Below are 16999 nucleotides of genomic sequence, written 5' to 3'. Positions count from 1 at the left end.
TTGTGTGGAAAGCTTGTGGAAAACTCAAAGCACCTCACTGGTTGCAATCAAATCCACATCCGTATCGCAGACATGCGGCAGAATCACTTCCCCGATTTTCACCGGGCGCAGTACCGAAACTGTAGCAGCTGCACGCAGGCAGTCAAAAACCAGTTTTTTATCAATCGGCTTTGAGGTTTTTACCGAGAGCGGCTCTCGCCCGCCGGAAAGACGCACCAGTGCCGTCACCATGCGCTTTGGTGCAGTCAGCTCTTCTTTTGCGTAATTCTCGCCCACTTTGCAGGTAAACCCGGCAAGCGAAAGGATGTGCCCTTCCTCATCCAGCTCTGCTGAGATCTGGCAGCCCATCGGGCAACCAATACAGGTAAGCTCTTTTTTGTTGCTCATACCTGCTCGCCTCCTTCCTGCGGCAATACCACCCGAACAGTAACTTTTTGCGCCTCCGGGTGTTCTGCCGCCCATGCGGGCAAAAATGCCATGCGAACCATCTCGCCCGGCGTAAGGATGCGGAATTTGCGGCGCGCTACCTCTGCACCGTCCAGCTCTATGGCTACCGCGGCATTTGGATATACACCGCGCGAGCGGAACATCAGCTGCACCGGCTCGGCAAGGGTTTTGGACATGCGCTGCGGTACAACTCCGCCTGCGCCAAAGCCGCTTTCTACAACCATCTGGTTTTCTGGCTGCGGCAGCTTGCCTTCTGCATAATGCAGCGCTGCCAGCCCGGCTTTTGCAGCTTCTTCCGAAACAAAGTCCACCAGGTCATGCACATGCAGTACGTTACCGCAAGAGAAGATGCCCGGAACGCTTGTTTCCAGTTGTTCGTCTACCAACGCGCCGCTCGTCGCGGCAGAAAGCTCGACCCCTGCCATCGAAGAAAGCTCGTTTTCCGGAATCAGTCCCACTGAGAGCAGCAGTGTGTCGCAGTCAAAAATCTGCTCTGTGCCGGGGATGGGGCGCAGTGCTTCGTCCACCTGTGCCACCGTTACACCGGTAAGCCGCTCTTTGCCTGCAACGTCTACCACGGTATGGCTAAGCAGCAGCGGAATGTCGTAGTCGTTGAGGCATTGCACGATATTGCGTTTGAGCCCCGAAGAATATGGCATAAGCTCAACCACACCCAGCACTTTTGCGCCGAGAAAGGTCATGCGGCGCGCCATGATCAGCCCAATGTCGCCAGAACCCAAAATCACCACACGTTTGCCCGGCATCATCCCTTTGCGGTTAACCAGCTTTTGTGCTGTGCCAGCCGTATAAATACCGCTGCACCGCCAGCCCGGAATGCCCAGCGCACCGCGCGGGCGCTCGCGACAGCCCATTGCCAAAATCACCGCACCTGCCTCAAACTCCTGTACGCCTTCGCTGCGGGAAACGGCAGTCACCACCCGCTGCTCAGAAATATTTACTACCATCGTGTCGCATTGGTACGGAATACCGTATGCCTCTACCTTCTCTATGTAACGCGCGGCATACTCGGGGCCAGTCAGCTCTTCACCAAAGGTGTGCAGTCCAAACCCATTATGAATACATTGTTTCAAAATGCCGCCTAGTGCTTCCTCCCGCTCTAAAATCAGCAGGTCTCTGCAACCGGCTTCCCACGCGGCCACGGCAGCAGCAAGCCCGGCAGGGCCGCCGCCTACAATGACAATCTGCACTTTTTTCATTCCTGCTCGCCCCCTTCTTCCTCTGCATTGGGCAGCACATCGCCCTGTACAAGGTACGAATCACCGCCGCATTTGGTAATTTCAGTTGGGTCAAGCTCCAGCTCTTCGCAAAGCAGCTCAATGGTGCGGGGCGTGCAGAAGCCTGCTTGGCAGCGCCCCATACCGGCGCGAGTACGGCGTTTGATGCCATCTACTGTGCGCGCACCTACCGGGCGGCGAATCGCTTCGCGAATTTCTGCCTCGGTCACGGTTTCACAGCGGCACACCACCTTTGCATAATCGGGGTTATGAGCAATCGCGCGGGCGCGCTCTTCCATTGTCATCTCGCGAAACTTCGGGATGCTGTGACGAATCGGGTCAAATGCTTCGTTGCGCGCGGCACCCAGCTTATCGGCAATGCTCTCTGCAAGATATTGCCCGATGGCCGGCGAAGAAGTAAGACCCGGAGATTCGACACCGCCAGCATTAAAGAAGAGCGGCGCATCGGCCGGTTCGCCCAATATAAAGTCGTCTTTATCGCTATGCGCGCGCAGGCCCGAGAATGTCGTGATAAAGTCTTTACGCGGAATGTTCTCCCAGGTCAGGCTGCCATAACGCAGCGCTTTTTCCAGCCCCTCTGCTGTGGTGCGGGTATCGGCTTTGTCGTCGATATCCTCCGCAGTAGGTCCGATGAGCACTGTGCCATCTACGGTGGGCGAAACCAATATCCCTTTACCCATCTTGGTCGGCAGTTGGAACATCGCGGCGTGGAAAACATCTGCGTATTTTTTATCCACAATGTAATATTCACCACGGCGCGGGTGGATGTGGAATTCATCCTCCGACACCATATTATTGATGCGGTCTGAGTAAAGGCCTGCCGCATTTACGACAGCGCGGGTACGATAAACAGCATCTTTGCAAGCCACTCTCCAGCCGCCCTCGGTTTTTGCCACCGAGATTACTTCGGCATTGCGGCGGAACTTCACTCCATTTGTTGCGGCATTTTCTGCAAAGGCCGCCGTCAGCTCATACGGGCACACGATGCCTCCGGTCGGCACCAGCAGTGCCTCGGCCGCGGTGCGGCCTACATTCGGCTCACGGGCACGCAGCTCATCCTGCCCGATAATGCGCAGATCCGGTACGCCGTTCACTGCGCCCTGCCGCAACAGTTCTTCTAATTTGTCATGGTCGTCAAACGAAAATGAAACCACCAGTGAAGTGTTCCACTTGCGCGGCACGTCGAGCTCTGCACAAACAGACTCGTACATTTTATTGCCAGCTACGTTGAATCTCGCCTTTTGGGTGCCGGGCTTGGCATCATACCCGCCATGGATAATGGCAGTGTTTGCTTTGCTTTGCCCATTACAGATATCGTCTGTCTTTTCCAGCAGCAGCACCTGCAGTTTAAACCGTGACAGCTCTCGCGCAATGGCGCAGCCGATAACACCGCCGCCGATAATAATGACGTCCAGCATAGAAAACTCACTTCCTTCAAAAAAATGCGAGAGGCAGACGTTGTCTGCCGACGTGTCTGCCCCTCGCGGGTGCGCGGCTGATTGCCGCAAATGAATAGCGCGCTATGGTTTAGAACGGAATCGCATTAAACAGCAATGCTGCCACGATACCGCCGATGATGGGGCCAACGACCGGCACCATTGCATAACCCCAGTTGGAGTCGCCTTTGCCCTGGATGGGCAGCAAAGCATGCGCAATACGGGGGCCAAGGTCGCGGGCGGGGTTGATGGCATAACCGGTGGTGCCGCCAAGGGACATACCGATTGAAACGATCAGGCCAAAGACAAAGAGTTTATCCACTGCAGAGGCCGATGCACCAGCAACGTTGCCAAAGCCAAGAATAGCGAAAACGAGGATAAAGGTGCCGACTGCTTCGCAGAAAATGTTGCGGGGCAGGTTTTTAACTGCCGGGCCGGTAGAGAAGCAGCCAAGTTTTGCTTTCGGGTCGTCGGTGGCATCAAACTGGTCTTTAAAGAACATAAAGACGAGTGCTGCGCCTACCATAGCACCGAGCATTTGGGCAATGATGTAACCGGGAACCATACTCCACGCAAAGTTGCCGCCGAGCGCGAGTGCAATGGTGAGAGCCGGGTTAAAGTGCGCACCGGAAGCCGCCCCGAAAATGCATGCTGGAACAAGAACCGCAAGGCCCCACGCCAGCGTGATTTGGATAGAGCCCGCACCCTTCATGCCGGATTTATTGAGCGAAACGTTTGCGACAACACCGTCGCCGAGCAAAACAAGAATTGCTGTGCCTAAAAATTCGCCAATGTACGGTAACATGAAATCCACCTCTTCCTTTCTAACCTTTGCTTATTTGCTCCAGCCGAACGAGCATTTTACGGCCTTGCTCCAGCCTGCCAGCTTCTCTGCGCGTTCCAGGTCCGCCATGGCAGGGTCAAACACTTTAGAAATCTGCCAGTTGTTCACAACATCTTCTTTGCTCTTCCAATAGCCCACTGCAAGCCCTGCCAGGTATGCAGCACCCATTGCTGTGGTCTCAATGCAGACAGGGCGATGCACCGGCGCGCCGATGATATCGGACTGGAACTGCATCAGGAAGTCGTTTGCGCAAGCACCGCCGTCAACTTTCAGCGCAGCAAGCTCAATGCCAGAGTCTTCCTGCATTGCATGCAGCACGTCGTAAGTCTGGTAGGCCAGGCTCTCCAGCGTTGCACGGATGAGATGGTACTTGTTGACGCCGCGGGTAATGCCAACGATGGTGCCGCGGGCGTACTGGTCCCAATAAGGTGCGCCAAGGCCGGTAAAAGCCGGCACAACGTAGCAGCCGTTGGTGTCTTTTACTTTTTTCGCGTAATACTCAGAATCCGGCGAAGAATCGACCAGCTTCATCTCGTCGCGCAGCCACTGAATAGCGGCGCCTGCCACGAAGATAGAGCCTTCCAGCGCATAGTTGACCTTGCCGTCAAGGCCCCATGCGATGGTGGTGACCAAGCCGTTTTTAGAGAAAACAGGGGTTTCACCGGTGTTCATCAGCATAAAGCAGCCGGTGCCGTATGTATTCTTTGCTTCGCCGGGATGGTAGCAGGTCTGGCCAAACAATGCTGCCTGCTGGTCGCCCGCAGCGCCGCCGATGGTAATCGGGCCGCCGAACCACTCTGCATCTGCATCGCCGTACACGCAGCTGGAGGGTTTGGGCTCCGGCAGCATGCATTTTGGAATGTCGAGCTCTGCAAGAATCTCTTCGTCCCATTTCAGCGTGTTGATGTTAAACAGCATCGTGCGTGAAGCGTTGGAATAATCCGTAACATGCACGCGGCCTTTGGTCAGTTTCCAGATCAGCCAGGTATCAATGTTGCCAAACAGCAGCTCGCCCGCTTCTGCGCGCTCCCTTACGCCGGGCACATTGTCCAGAATCCATTTCAGCTTGGTGCCGGAGAAATAAGCATCAATGGTAAGGCCGGTCTTTGCACGGAAGGAATCCACAAGACCTTTTGCTTTTAAGCTGTCGCAGTATTCTGAAGTGCGGCGGCACTGCCAGACGATGGCGTGGAATACCGGCTCGCCGGTTTCTTTATCCCATACAACAGTAGTTTCGCGCTGGTTGGTAATGCCGATTGCCGCAATATCCTCTGCTGCAACGCCCAGCTTTTTCATTGCCTCCCTTGCAACAGAAAGCTGTGTTTCCCAAATTTCTTTGGCATCGTGTTCTACCCAGCCCGCCTTCGGGAAATACTGGGGGAACTCTTTTTGTGCAACGCTGCACATTTCCCCTTTTTCATTAAAGAGAATGCAGCGGTTGCTGGTTGTGCCTGCGTCCAAAGCCATGACATACTTTGCCATACTATAGAACCTCCTTCATTCTTTTCCCGTAGGGCGGCTACGGGTTGCCTTGCAAAAGCATTTGCGCTTTTGTCTGTGTTAGGACAATCTTATTCGGCGTCAAAATCGAATAGACTGTCCGCTTTTGAAATGAGCCCCCAAAAGTAATTGCATATTTTTTGTGCAATCGGTCAAAAATGGCTTTGACTCCCCGTAACTACTGCCAAAAAAAGGTTAATTTCATTGTCATTTTTATTGAATATTTCAAAAAACTATTGACAAACAGCTATTCGATTTATACAATATAATGGATTATAGATATTAACAGCGAGATATTATTGTTGTTATCGCAGCGAGGTTTGTATGACACAACCGATCGATCCGCTTCGTCTCGAAAAGGCCCAAAGCGGTGATGAGGCAGCCCTTGCAATCTTAATTGCACGGTTCATGCCTACCATTCGCAGCCTCGCAAAACGTGCTGAAAGCCCGGGTCTTGATTTTGACGATGCCGTACAAGAAGGCTATATTGGCCTTTTTCATGCCGTTAAAACCTATGACCCCGCCAAAGGCACTGCCTTTGCTACCTATGCCACTACCTGCATCCGTAATTCCATTGTTACGGCCATGCGCGCTGCCGGACGTAAAAAACACGCTCCTCTGAACAGCTCTGTCCCTTTGCGAGAATCCGCTACCGTACCTGGCCCGGAAGAGCTCGCAATTTTAAAAGAACAGTACCGCGAGGCGGTTCGGGGCATCAACACAAAGCTTTCCGGCTTTGAAAAAGAAGCCCTGCTGCTATCTCTGCGTGGGCAAAGTTACAGCGAAATCGCTAAAGCTTTATCCCGAACACCGAAAGCAGTCGACAACGCTCTTGTTCGCGTGCGACAAAAATTAAAGCCGCACACCTAACCTTGGTATAAGCCATTCCGGCTTATATATATTTACACATGCCCCTGTAGCTTATAAACAGAGCGTTGGTCCTTACCAAAAGTATCAGTTTAGATCCTTTCGCGGGCAAATACTATTTTAGAGGAGACTCACTTATGTACCAGGACAAAACTTTAGTATGCAAAGATTGCGGTCAGGAATTCGTATTCACCGCCGGCGAGCAGGAGTTCTACGCAAGCCGTGGTTTTGAAAACGAGCCCCAGCGCTGCAAATCCTGCCGCGATGCCCGCAAAAACGCAGGCCGTGGCCAGCGTGAAATGTTCACTGCTACCTGCGCCGGCTGCGGTGCAGAAGCACGCGTTCCTTTCAAACCCCGTGAGGACCGCCCCGTTTACTGCAGCGAGTGCTATGCAAAAATGAAAGACGCTGAGTAATTTCAGCTTTTTCGGCCGGTAGCAGCTTCGCCTTTTCGGTGTGGTTTTACCTGCTAACCGCATTGTTGCAATCCAAACAGCAGATCTGGCTTTGGCTGGATCTGCTGTTTTTATTTTCTTAAGCAGCTTTTCTCTTCACTCAATACTAATTTTATGAGTCCGGCAACCGTAACGCTTAGATTTGTTTTATTGTTTTTGACATAACACACTGGGCCACCGACAAAATAAATAGGGGGATGTCAAGCGCATTATTCGGTCACAAAAATCAGTAACAGTAATTTCACCTTTTTATTTTTTCTTTCTTTTTTGTTACCTTTCAGCTATAATAGATATTGCAAAATATATAAAGTAAGTCTCACGCTTAGGGAAAGTCTTTTTACAGTTACATTTTCCCTTCTATTCTTTTATTTGCGCCGCGGCATGCGCGGGGTTTCAGGTGCGTCGAGGCTTTAGGCTTGAAAAGAAAGGAAGAAAGTTATGCGCAAAAATTCTATCCATCGTGAAGACATCATGGAAGCAACAATCAAACTTTCTGCTGCGGTCAGCCTTGAGAATGTTACCACCCGTAAGGTAGCTGCACTGCTGGAAATTTCCGAAGGCTCCATCTTCAACTATTTCCCCTCCAAATCAGAGCTGCTGCTCTCCTGCTTTTACTACATCGATGCCTATGCAGAAGCTGCCGTGCTCGAAGTTTCGATGGAAGGGGAAGATTTTTTCGGTGGCTTCAGACAATTGCTGAATGCCTATGTCGATTTTTTCCTTCAACATCCCGACTACACCAAATTTTACTGCCAGATGCGCCATTCCGCTTATTTCGAATCTTACCGTCTGGCGCAGGACGCCCCTTCTTTTGCAGCATTGCTTGGCCGTATGGCAGATTATGACCCGCTGCTCGCCCCGGATTCTGCGCTTAGTCCCATGATTGGTGAAATCGCGTTGGGTCTGGCCTTGCAGATAGTGTGCGGTGTAGTGCCCAGTTCACAAGAAGTGCGCGATAAAACGTTTTCTCTGCTCTGCTTTGGGTTACAGGGACCTTACGCCACGCATCTATAATCTTCTGGTCTTATCTTTAAATATTTACAATTTATTTCTTGATTTTGTAGGCCCCCACAGCATATACTAAAAAGCGAAAGAAGGTGGGGCCCATGGCTCATCAAGAAAATGAGCTGGCCTTTTTTTACCGCTGCGCCGGCAAAACTTTAACTCGGCACGAAGTGCAGCAGATGGCACAATATGTCCAGCATGGCAATACTTCCACATTAACCCATTGCCTTGCTGTCGCTTGGTATAGCTATAGGCTTTATCGTTTTCTTGGCTTTCATGGACAGGAGCGCTCGCTGATTCGTGGAGCCCTGCTGCATGATTTTTATCTTTACGACTGGCACGACCCCGGTCATGGGCGTTGGCACGGCTTTTACCATCCCGGTATTGCCGCACGTAATGCTCAGGAATGCTTTGGGGTCAACCCTCTAGAGCTGGATATTATCGAAAAGCATATGTGGCCGCTGACGGTCATACCCCCGCGTCATCGCGTTGCGGCCATTGTTTGCCTGGTAGATAAGCTATGCAGCCTGGCCGAAATCTGCCGCATTCCTTATGCTCAGTTTTTGCGCCAGCTGGCACAGCAATCACACCCGCCAGTCAATTTTCCTCTGGCGTCATAAAATTGCATTGTACGACAACAAAAAAGCCGCCCTTTCGGCAACGAAAGGACGACTTTTTTTGTTCTCTTTATGCGTTGTAAAGACCATGACTCGACATATAGTCATAAATCTGTTTACCATGTCCCTGCTCTTCGCCTTGGATATGGTTCAGCGCGTTGCGCAGCTCCGGCTGTGCAAATTCAAACACACTGGTATCGTAAACGGAAGACACATGTTTCTCGGTCGACAGTGCATCAGCGCAAAGATACCCATCCTGCTGGCTGGGGTTTTTGCGCGCGCGGTTGCCGGTAGGCGGTGCTTGCTTTTTACGTCCGCCTTTTTTCAGTGTCGGAACTCCGCCCGCCATCATCAGGTTGATGGTATCCAAATGATGCTGTTCGGTTTGTCCGATGGACTCGAACAGGTTGGATAACATCGCATCCTCTGCATCAGCAGCGTATTTGGCATATTTGTCCACGCAGAGCTGTTCTTCCGCTTTGAGATCCCGCAGCAGAGAACGTTCTTTTTCGGTCAACTTCATACAATCACCTCGATGATAGGGTGTGCGCGGTTTTTACAAATATTCATGGGCTTTGGCTCGGCTTTTTACAGCGTTTCAGAGCCTTGCTTGAAAGGAGTGATTTCATAACCCTCAACTTATACCCCATACCAATGTGTATATAATGTCCAAAACACATTGACTGCTTCTCCAAGTTTGTGTAGAATATGACCATAATCTCATGAGATACGAAACGAGAAAACAGATTGATCTCCTGTTTTCACCCAACAACAACAAAACGGAATTCGCAACGCTTTTAAAAGGAGGGTATCAAATTGGACTCTGCGGCAAACCAGAAACAGAGCAAACCGGCTAAGAAAAAGATGCCGCTGCACATTAAAATATTTGCAGCCTTGGCAGCCGGTATTCTCTTCGGATATGTCTTAAACATCCTGGGTGGTGTTGATAATCCCATCATTGGCAGTTATGTCCTTCCGTTCTTGCAGTTTATCGGCGACTTGTTCCTGAAACTGATCAAGATGGTCGTCGTTCCCTTGGTTTTCTTCTGCATCATCGATGCAGCGCTTTCGCTGGGCGATATTAAAAAACTACGCAGCGTAGGTCTCAAAACCATTCTTTGGTTCCTCGGCAGCTCGGCAATCGCTTCCACCATCGGCCTTACCTTGGCAAACCTCATTCAGCCCGGCAAGGGCATCGTGCTTGGCAGCGCCGTAACAAGCCCCGAGGTGAAAGAACTGCCCGGTATCTATCAAACCATTCTGGATCTTATCCCTGCAAACCCGTTCGCTTCTTTGACCAGCGGCGACATGATGCCTATCATCGTCTTCTCGCTGTTCATCGGCTTTGCGATTATCAGCCTGGGCAAACGTGCAGAGCCCCTGGCACAGATTATTACCTTGCTTTCTGAAACCATGTTTAAAATCATCAACCTCATCCTGGGCATTATCCCCTACGGCGTTTTCGGCCTGATGAGCGTTGCGCTTGCCAAATACGGCCTGCAGATTTTTGGACCTGTCTTCAAATTTATCGCAACCGACTACCTGGCAAACGCCATCATGGTTATCGTTGTGTATGCAATCTTCCTCAAATTCGTGGCACGCGTCAGCCCCATCATGTTCTGGAAAAAGGCTTTCGAGCCTTGGATGCTGGCTTTCAGCACCTGCACCAGCAGTGCTGCACTGCCCGTTTCTATGGAAGTTGCTCCCAAAAAGCTCGGTGTTCCCCGTGATATTTCGAACTTTGTTCTACCGCTCGGTGCTACCGCCAACATGAACGGCACCTGCATCTACTTCGGTATCATCGTTCTTTTCGCATCCCAGCTTTACGGCATTGAACTTTCTCTCCAGCAGCAGATCATGCTGGTGGTTCAGGCCACCTTCTTGAGCGTTGGCTGCGCTGCTACCCCGCAGATTGGCCTCGTTATCAGCATCACCTTACTTACCCAGATGGGTCTTCCTCTGGAAGCCATCGCTCTCGTTTCCGGTATCTATCGTATCATCGACCAGGCACACACTTCTACCAACTCTTCCGGCGACCTCGTTACCAGCGTTTGCATTGCTGCTCTGGAAGGCGACCTCGACCGCGATGTATTCCACGACCCGAACGCGGGTAAATCAGAAGTGGCTGCCTAGCCAACCTTAATCGCACCCTACTGATGCCGCTACGGCGGCTTCAGAATTCACACTATTCTACATAAATTTAAAGGAGCTACTTATCATGGAAGACAATCGTATTATTGAGTGTATTGAACGCGCTGACTATCTGCTGAGCAACCTTATGGCTGTTAAGCCGGGCGAAGAAGTTTTGATCGTTATCGATCCGCAGACCGATATGCGCATGGCAAACGCTTGCGCTGCTGCTGCTCTGAAATGCGGTGCTGAGTATGGCATCTACATGATGCCCATCCGTGGCAAAGACAAAGCCACCATCTTCCCGAAATCCCTTGAGCTCGGCATGGATGCTTGCGATGTTTTCATCGGCATGACCACTTCTTCCGGCGCTGCTATCTACAACAACCACCTGAAAGAGCTCGTCAACAAAAAATCTCTGCGTGAGGTTTCCATCTGCCTGCGTCACATCGACAACTTTACCCGTGGCGGCGCTCTGGCTGATTACGAAGCTGTTTATGCAGACGGCGAGAAGCTGCAGGCTGTCTGGCGCGGCAAGAAAAACGCTCATATCACCACCCCGGCAGGCACTGATCTGTACATGGAAATGAACCAGATGGAACCCATCATCGAGTGCGGCATTGCCCGTAACCCCGGCGATGCAATGGCATGGTCTGACGGTGAGGTTTCTCTCGGACCCGTGATTGGTTCTACCCACGGCAAACTGGTCATCGACGGCCCCATCTGCTACTACGGCAAACCGTCTGTACCCGTTGAGCTGCGCATCGAAGGCGGCCGCATTGTTGAGGTTGTCGGCGGCGACAGCAACGTCTGCCGCGAGATTCGCCGTCAGCTTGCTGAAGTTAAAGACAGCGATAACATCGCAGAGATCGGCATCGGCCTGAACCCGGCTTGCCTCTTCAACGGCGACTTCGAAGAAGAGAAAAAAGCACGCGGCACCTGCCACATTGCTATGGGCAACGGCTTCTACTATGGCCAGCCGGCACGTTCCACCGTTCACATCGACATGGTTCAGTACAACCCGACCATCGAATTTGACGGCGAGATCATCGTAAAAGATGGCAAACTTACCTGCCTCGGCGAAGTCTAATCTTCCAAACTCCTTTCTCATTTATAAATAATTACATTTCTTTTCTCCAAAAATCTCCAAGTTAATACTTACTTTTTACGTCACAATAATGCCTATGAGCGCCCTGCGGCTTTCGATTTCACCGCAGGGCGCTCATTTTATGCGTTGTTATTTCAGTTTTAGGGCCGTTATACTTTCTTTCGTTTTCATTTAACCAACACTGTGCTACGCTGCTTTGCTAAATTTTTTGTTGTCATCGCAATCAAAAAGAAGGTATAATAGAAAATGGAATATTAAAGACAAAGGAGGATGGCCCTTGCTGAACGAAATGAAATATGTTTATGCCGTATATCAAGAAAAGAGCTTTTCGAAAGCGGCAAAGAAGTTGTACATTACTCAACCAGCCCTAAGCGCAATGGTGAAAAAAGCTGAAAAAAAGATTGGCTGCCCGATTTTCGATCGCACCACTGTGCCCCTTCGGGTGACGGAATACGGTGCTTATTACATCGAAAACATTGAGAAAATTCTGCTGGCCGAAAGCAATGTGCAGGATTATTATCAAGACCTTTCCACACTCGGCAAAGGCCACCTTTCGCTGGGCGGGTCTTCTTATTTTTGCTCTTATGTTCTCTCCAGCCTGATTGGTGAGTTTCAGAAAGAACACCCCGGCATTACCATCGATTTGTTGGAGGGTAATTTGGCTGACCTAAAATACGGTCTGCACACACAGGCGCTGGACCTCATTATTGAAACTGCGCTGACCGAAAAAGATGAATCGCTGACCCGCTATATTATGGGGCATGAAAACATCATTCTTGCAGTCCCCTCCTGCTTTAAAGAAAATGCGCGAGTGAAAGATTATGCACTCACCTTCCAGGATATTAAATCCGAGCGTTTTGTTTCACCGGATGTCCCCGCCGTGCCATTGCATGAGCTACACGACATTCCGTTTTTGATGATGAAACCGGGCAATGATATGTACAAGCGTGGCATGTCCATCTGTCGCAACGCAGGTTTTACTCCTCAAATACATATGTCATTGGATCAGATTCTCACCTCGTTCTTCATCTCGCGCAACGGCGCTGGCGCTGTATTTATGCGTGCTGCACTGTTTCGCTTTTTGCCCGAAACAGACAACATGGTTTATTACAAGCTGGATGACCCCTTAGCGGTCCGTCCTGTTTATCTGGCAAGCAAAAAGGGCCGGTATATGTCGCGTTCCGCACAAGCGTTCCTGGACCTCTGCGGGGCGGAAGAGCTGCCCGAAGAATCCTGCGCTGAATTCGAGTAGCTATATGCTGTCTAATAAGTTTTCAAGGCATCCATCGTAAAAGTTTCCGGATTGAAATCGGTCATGTAAGGAATCTTGGCGCGCTGCTCTTCAATCTCGGCAAAATCTATGGTAGTGATAAGCACCGTTTCTTCATTATGCACTGTTCCTATCACGCGCCCGTCTGGTGCAACCACCCGCGAGTGTCCGCAACAGTACTGGTCTGCAATATTAACGCCTGCTACAAACAGCAAATTACACAGCGCATTGCAGGAAAGCTGCAGCTCCCACCGGCTTTGCCCGGTAAAGCTCCAGTTTGCTCCCACCAGAATCAGCTCTGCGCCCTTCAGCGCCTCGATACGGAAGGTTTCGGGGTATTCGGCATCATAGCAGTTCAGGATGCCAATGCGGCCCAGCTTGGTGTTTACGACGGGCAGGCGATGCCCCGGCGTAAAGCGCTGTTTTTCTCTGCCCCAGAGATATATTTTTCGCATATTTTCAAGAATTTTGCCCTCGTCATCAATCAGTACGCAGGAGTTATAGAGAGCCTCCTCGCCTGTCGGCGCTTCTGCATAGCCACACAGCAGATGAATATGATGTTCTGCTGCAAGTGCCTGCAGCTTGGTTACAAATGGGCCTTCTATCGGCTCCGCAAGGGCGTTTAGAGTTTCTTTTTTCATATAGAAGCCGCACTGTGCCAGTTCGGGGAAACACACGATTTGTGCGCCTGCCTGGGCGGCCTCCGCAGTCATGCGGCAGATGGTTGCAAGGTTCGGGGCAACTTCGCCATGGGTCACCGTCATTTGTGCCAGAGCAATTTTCAAAGTAGCGTTGCGCTTATCCATTCCATGTTCCTCACTTTCGCCGCAGCGTGCGGCACCTTATTGCCTTTATTATAACAAAAACGCGCCTTGAGGGTAAACTCAAAGCGCGTTTTTTTGTTATAAAAGCCAAATTTAGTTGAGAATAGCTGCCTCAGACTCGCTGTCGAACAGGTGCATTTTGGTGGTATCGAAAGCAACCTTGATTTTAGAGCCGGTGCGGCTGGTGGTGTTCGGTGCCACACGAGCGGTCATCTTGCTGCCACGGCACTCAAGGTACAGATAGACTTCACTGCCCATGAGCTCAGAAACATCGACTGCTGCTTCAAAGTTGGCATCGGCATGTGCAGCCAGGAAGGCTTCGTCATCTTTGATATCTTCGGGGCGAATGCCAAGTTTGACATCTTTGCCAACATAAGCTTCGATGCCGGGGTTGGCTGCGATTTTCTCAGCGGGGATGGACATCTTCTGCTCGCCGAAATCGCAGTAATAGGTGTTGCCCTCTTTAATCAGTTTTGCATCGAGGAAGTTCATCTGCGGGCTGCCGATAAAGCCTGCAACAAACATATTGCAGGGGAAGTCGTAAAGGTTTTGCGGGGTATCAACCTGCTGTACTACACCGTCTTTCATAACAACGATACGGTCACCCATCGTCATAGCCTCGGTCTGGTCGTGGGTAACGTAAACAAAGGTAGTGCCAAGTTTTTTATGCAGCTTGATAATCTCGGTGCGCATAGCAGTACGCAGTTTTGCGTCAAGGTTGGAAAGAGGCTCGTCGAGCAGGAAGACAGCCGGGTTACGCACCATAGCGCGGCCCAGTGCCACACGCTGACGCTGGCCACCGGAAAGTGCTTTCGGGCGACGATCCAGCAAGTGCTCAATATCCAGCACCTTCGCAGCTTCGTGAACGCGGCGGTCAATTTCGTCTTTCGGTGTTTTGCGAAGTTCCAGACCGAAAGCCATGTTCTTGTAAACCGTCATATGCGGATACAGTGCATAGTTCTGGAACACCATTGCAATGTCGCGATCTTTCGGGGGGACATCGTTTACAAGGCGGTCGCCGATATACAGCTCGCCTTTGCTGATTTCTTCCAGGCCTGCAATCATACGCAGGGTAGTGGATTTGCCGCAGCCGGAAGGGCCGACCAATACGATAAACTCACGGTCATCGATTTCGAGGTTAAAATCACGGACAGCGGTAACGTCGCCCGGATAGATTTTAAAGATGTGCTGTAAAGAGATACTTGCCATAATAAACCTCCACAAACTATAAAATATTGATTATATTGACTAGAAATTTATCTACTACTATAATAATAACACAGTTGTCTCGTTTTAAAATAGTAATTTATTGATGTGTGGTGAAAAATTTTGATTTTCGACCCTTCTAACCTTTGCTTCTTTTCCAATTTTTTTAATTTTACTGGGTTAGCACCTTTTGTAACGCATAAAGGTCTGTGGCTTTTTTTCTGTGCGCGAGGTCAGGCTGCAGTGACCGCCGAAGAAGACGCGCCTTTTTTGGTGCGGGACGGTGACCTGTTACTGACCGCCCTACCGCTTCAGTTTGCACCAGTGGAAGAAACAGAGCTTTACGGCGTAGCGCTAAGTGGCAGCGCTATTTCATTGCTATCAGATGCACTCAAGAGTGTTCTGGTGCAAAAAGCTGCCTCATTACCCGGCCTTGCCGAACAAATTATAGAAGCTGCAAAAGCACAAAGCAGCCCTTCGCCAACCTTTTGTTTTTCGCTGTTCTGCCGGCTCGCCTCTTTTGACGAAGCAGCCGAGCCCTTGCCAGAGCTGGCTGCAGAAGCGGTACGGCTAATTCAGTCACGCTATGCTCATCTTTACGGAGTAGAGGAGCTGGCTGAGGTACTGGAAGTCAGCAAAAGTCATTTGGTTCGCAGCTTTAAAGCCGCCACCGGCAAAACGCCGGGGCAATATCTCACTGAAATTCGTATCGAAGCTGCCAAACAACTGCTAGCTGCCGAAGACTGCCCCTTAGAATTGCTTGCGCAGCTGACCGGATTTTCAGGGGCGAATTACTTCTGCAAAGTGTTTCGCAGCAGCACCGGTATGACCCCTGCCGCTTACCGCCGCAGTGTGCGGGTACCAGCCACGGAAAACAGTTTGGTACCTCGTAGCCTTTACCTGTAAGGCCGCAAGCGAGACAAAAGTGTATAAAAAATGCCAGCTTTATGGCTAGAATTAACCGTCTTAGACGTTTATAATAAAAGTGTAATCCTTTGAGCGACACAGCAGCGACCTTGTCGCTCTTTGCGTCGCTCTGCAATTGCAGAAATTTTCTGTCTGCTAGTGGAATGGAACAATAGAAGGATGCACCGAAAACAAAAGGAGGGTCATGTCTTGAATGTGATCGTTACGAAAAGTTATGAAGACTCCTGCCAGCGCGCAGCAGAACTCATCGAAGCCGCTGTTTTGGCTAACCCGCAGGCAAAGCTGGGCCTTGCTACCGGCGGCACACCGCTACCCATTTACCGCAGACTGATTGAAGACTGCAAAGCCGGTAAAATCAGTTTTGCCAAAGTCCGTACGGTCAACCTTGATGAATATTGCGGCCTTAACGGCAGCAATACACAAAGCTATCGCTGGTTTATGGACCACAACCTTTTTAATGAGATCGATATAGACAAAACCAATACTTATGTCCCCAGTGGGCTGGGTGACCTTGCTGCCAACTGCCGCGAAGTTGATAAAAAAGTGCGTGAGAACGGCGTGCCAGAGCTGCAACTATTGGGCATCGGCAATAACGGGCATATCGGATTTAACGAAGCTGCCGACCTGCTGCATACCGAAACACATATCGAACAGCTGACCGAAAGCACCATCGCGGCAAATGCACGCTTTTTTGATAAATCAGAAGATGTGCCGACACAGGCGATTACCATGGGGCTTTCCAGCATCCTTGCCGCCAAGTCCATCGTGCTGGTAGCAACAGGCGCTGCTAAGGCCGCGGCAATTCGAGGGCTGCTTTGCAACGATGAGGTGACCACACAAAATCCCAGCACTTTTTTAAAGCTGCACCCCAATGCCACGATAATCATTGATGCAGCGCTTGCAACTGCTGCCGGTTACGAAAATTAAACCAAAGCATTTTCGCGCGCAGACTAACAAAGTCTGCGCGTTTTACATCTTTTACTTTAAACATAAAAAGAAAACAGCCGCCCGGGAATGGCGGCTGTTTTCCTTATAGAGGGGTGGGAAAGTATCAATAGATTTCAAAATCTATGCTACAAATACTATCATATCTGAAACATTAAAAAA

The 16999-nt window shown here is 50.6% G+C and carries 17 protein-coding genes; 9 read left to right on the top strand and 8 right to left on the bottom strand.

Features of this window, described 5'->3' with window-relative positions; all coding sequences use genetic code 11:
- Positions 1-24: 24 nt before the first annotated feature.
- The 5 genes from C1A11_RS08170 to glpK form a co-directional block, all read right to left on the bottom strand.
- Positions 25-387 (bottom strand): DUF1667 domain-containing protein, encoded by a 363-nt coding sequence (locus C1A11_RS08170; protein ID WP_102049991.1) that lies wholly within the window; start codon positions 385-387, stop codon positions 25-27.
- On the bottom strand, positions 384-1664 hold the full coding sequence (locus tag C1A11_RS08165) for an NAD(P)/FAD-dependent oxidoreductase (RefSeq protein WP_102049990.1): 1281 nt from the start codon (positions 1662-1664) through the stop codon (positions 384-386). Before C1A11_RS08165 ends, C1A11_RS08170 begins: the two co-directional genes overlap by 4 nt.
- Positions 1661-3121: an NAD(P)/FAD-dependent oxidoreductase gene (locus C1A11_RS08160; RefSeq protein ID WP_102049989.1), complete on the bottom strand. Its 1461-nt coding sequence runs from the start codon at positions 3119-3121 to the stop codon at positions 1661-1663. The genes C1A11_RS08165 and C1A11_RS08160 overlap by 4 nt, the downstream gene beginning before the upstream one ends.
- Before the next feature lie 109 nt (positions 3122-3230).
- Complete coding sequence (locus C1A11_RS08155; RefSeq protein ID WP_102049988.1) at positions 3231-3944, bottom strand: MIP/aquaporin family protein; 714 nt, start codon at positions 3942-3944, stop codon at positions 3231-3233.
- 30 nt (positions 3945-3974) lie between these two features.
- A complete protein-coding gene (glpK, locus tag C1A11_RS08150) occupies positions 3975-5465 on the bottom strand; it encodes a glycerol kinase GlpK (protein ID WP_102049987.1) in 1491 nt (496 codons plus the stop codon).
- A 342-nt stretch (positions 5466-5807) separates the two neighbouring features.
- Between glpK and C1A11_RS08145 the strand changes: the two genes are divergently transcribed.
- From C1A11_RS08145 to C1A11_RS08130, 4 genes are all read left to right on the top strand, one after another.
- Positions 5808-6353, top strand: coding sequence for a sigma-70 family RNA polymerase sigma factor (locus C1A11_RS08145; protein WP_102049986.1), 546 nt, complete (start codon positions 5808-5810; stop codon positions 6351-6353).
- Between the two features lie 134 nt (positions 6354-6487).
- Positions 6488-6766, top strand: a complete 279-nt coding sequence (locus tag C1A11_RS08140) for a zinc-ribbon domain containing protein (protein ID WP_102049985.1) — start codon at positions 6488-6490, stop codon at positions 6764-6766.
- A gap of 477 nt (positions 6767-7243) precedes the next feature.
- A complete protein-coding gene (locus C1A11_RS08135; RefSeq protein WP_102049984.1) occupies positions 7244-7819 on the top strand; it encodes a TetR/AcrR family transcriptional regulator in 576 nt (191 codons plus the stop codon).
- Between the two features lie 92 nt (positions 7820-7911).
- The gene (locus C1A11_RS08130; protein WP_180950293.1) at positions 7912-8430 is read left to right on the top strand and encodes an HD domain-containing protein; all 519 of its coding nucleotides are present in this window, start codon (positions 7912-7914) and stop codon (positions 8428-8430) included.
- 67 nt (positions 8431-8497) lie between these two features.
- On the opposite strand, the gene C1A11_RS08125 is transcribed toward C1A11_RS08130, so the two are convergent.
- Complete coding sequence (locus tag C1A11_RS08125) at positions 8498-8950, bottom strand: spore coat protein (RefSeq protein ID WP_102049983.1); 453 nt, start codon at positions 8948-8950, stop codon at positions 8498-8500.
- Positions 8951-9243: 293 nt separating this feature from the next.
- Between C1A11_RS08125 and C1A11_RS08120 the strand changes: the two genes are divergently transcribed.
- The 3 genes from C1A11_RS08120 to C1A11_RS08110 all read left to right on the top strand — a co-directional run bounded on the left by C1A11_RS08120 (position 9244) and on the right by C1A11_RS08110 (position 12917).
- Positions 9244-10560 carry a dicarboxylate/amino acid:cation symporter gene (locus C1A11_RS08120; protein ID WP_242965876.1) on the top strand — a complete coding sequence of 439 codons (1317 nt, stop codon included), beginning with the start codon at positions 9244-9246 and terminating at the stop codon, positions 10558-10560.
- An 85-nt stretch (positions 10561-10645) separates the two neighbouring features.
- Positions 10646-11647 (top strand): aminopeptidase, encoded by a 1002-nt coding sequence (locus tag C1A11_RS08115; protein ID WP_102049982.1) that lies wholly within the window; start codon positions 10646-10648, stop codon positions 11645-11647.
- Between the two features lie 295 nt (positions 11648-11942).
- On the top strand, positions 11943-12917 hold the full coding sequence (locus C1A11_RS08110; protein WP_102049981.1) for a LysR family transcriptional regulator: 975 nt from the start codon (positions 11943-11945) through the stop codon (positions 12915-12917).
- A gap of 11 nt (positions 12918-12928) precedes the next feature.
- Here the strand turns inward: C1A11_RS08110 and C1A11_RS08105 are convergent, their stop codons facing one another.
- Together C1A11_RS08105 and C1A11_RS08100 are read right to left on the bottom strand one after the other, a co-directional pair.
- The gene (locus C1A11_RS08105; protein ID WP_102049980.1) at positions 12929-13741 is read right to left on the bottom strand and encodes a carbon-nitrogen hydrolase family protein; all 813 of its coding nucleotides are present in this window, start codon (positions 13739-13741) and stop codon (positions 12929-12931) included.
- A 111-nt stretch (positions 13742-13852) separates the two neighbouring features.
- On the bottom strand, positions 13853-14968 hold the full coding sequence (locus C1A11_RS08100) for an ABC transporter ATP-binding protein (protein ID WP_102049979.1): 1116 nt from the start codon (positions 14966-14968) through the stop codon (positions 13853-13855).
- A 240-nt stretch (positions 14969-15208) separates the two neighbouring features.
- Between C1A11_RS08100 and C1A11_RS08095 the strand changes: the two genes are divergently transcribed.
- Positions 15209-15871, top strand: a complete 663-nt coding sequence (locus tag C1A11_RS08095; protein WP_180950292.1) for a helix-turn-helix domain-containing protein — start codon at positions 15209-15211, stop codon at positions 15869-15871.
- 216 nt (positions 15872-16087) lie between these two features.
- A complete protein-coding gene (locus C1A11_RS08090) occupies positions 16088-16819 on the top strand; it encodes a glucosamine-6-phosphate deaminase (RefSeq protein ID WP_242965948.1) in 732 nt (243 codons plus the stop codon).
- Positions 16820-16999 lie beyond the last annotated feature (180 nt).

Source organism: Pygmaiobacter massiliensis (genome assembly GCF_900199435.1).
GTDB classification, from domain to species: domain Bacteria; phylum Bacillota; class Clostridia; order Oscillospirales; family Ruminococcaceae; genus Pygmaiobacter; species Pygmaiobacter massiliensis.
This window is presented reverse-complemented; position numbering and strand designations above follow the sequence as displayed.

Bases quoted from the DNA above. Each gene is read 5' to 3' on its own strand.
- C1A11_RS08170 (WP_102049991.1), bottom strand. From the start codon at position 387: ATGAGCAACAAAAAAGAGCTTACCTGTATTGGTTGCCCGATGGGCTGC.
- C1A11_RS08165 (WP_102049990.1), bottom strand. From the start codon at position 1,664: ATGAAAAAAGTGCAGATTGTCATTGTAGGCGGCGGCCCTGCCGGGCTT.
- C1A11_RS08160 (WP_102049989.1), bottom strand. From the start codon at position 3,121: ATGCTGGACGTCATTATTATCGGCGGCGGTGTTATCGGCTGCGCCATT.
- C1A11_RS08155 (WP_102049988.1), bottom strand. From the start codon at position 3,944: ATGTTACCGTACATTGGCGAATTTTTAGGCACAGCAATTCTTGTTTTG.
- glpK (WP_102049987.1), bottom strand. From the start codon at position 5,465: ATGGCAAAGTATGTCATGGCTTTGGACGCAGGCACAACCAGCAACCGC.
- C1A11_RS08145 (WP_102049986.1), top strand. From the start codon at position 5,808: ATGACACAACCGATCGATCCGCTTCGTCTCGAAAAGGCCCAAAGCGGT.
- C1A11_RS08140 (WP_102049985.1), top strand. From the start codon at position 6,488: ATGTACCAGGACAAAACTTTAGTATGCAAAGATTGCGGTCAGGAATTC.
- C1A11_RS08135 (WP_102049984.1), top strand. From the start codon at position 7,244: ATGCGCAAAAATTCTATCCATCGTGAAGACATCATGGAAGCAACAATC.
- C1A11_RS08130 (WP_180950293.1), top strand. From the start codon at position 7,912: ATGGCTCATCAAGAAAATGAGCTGGCCTTTTTTTACCGCTGCGCCGGC.
- C1A11_RS08125 (WP_102049983.1), bottom strand. From the start codon at position 8,950: ATGAAGTTGACCGAAAAAGAACGTTCTCTGCTGCGGGATCTCAAAGCG.
- C1A11_RS08115 (WP_102049982.1), top strand. From the start codon at position 10,646: ATGGAAGACAATCGTATTATTGAGTGTATTGAACGCGCTGACTATCTG.
- C1A11_RS08105 (WP_102049980.1), bottom strand. From the start codon at position 13,741: ATGGATAAGCGCAACGCTACTTTGAAAATTGCTCTGGCACAAATGACG.
- C1A11_RS08100 (WP_102049979.1), bottom strand. From the start codon at position 14,968: ATGGCAAGTATCTCTTTACAGCACATCTTTAAAATCTATCCGGGCGAC.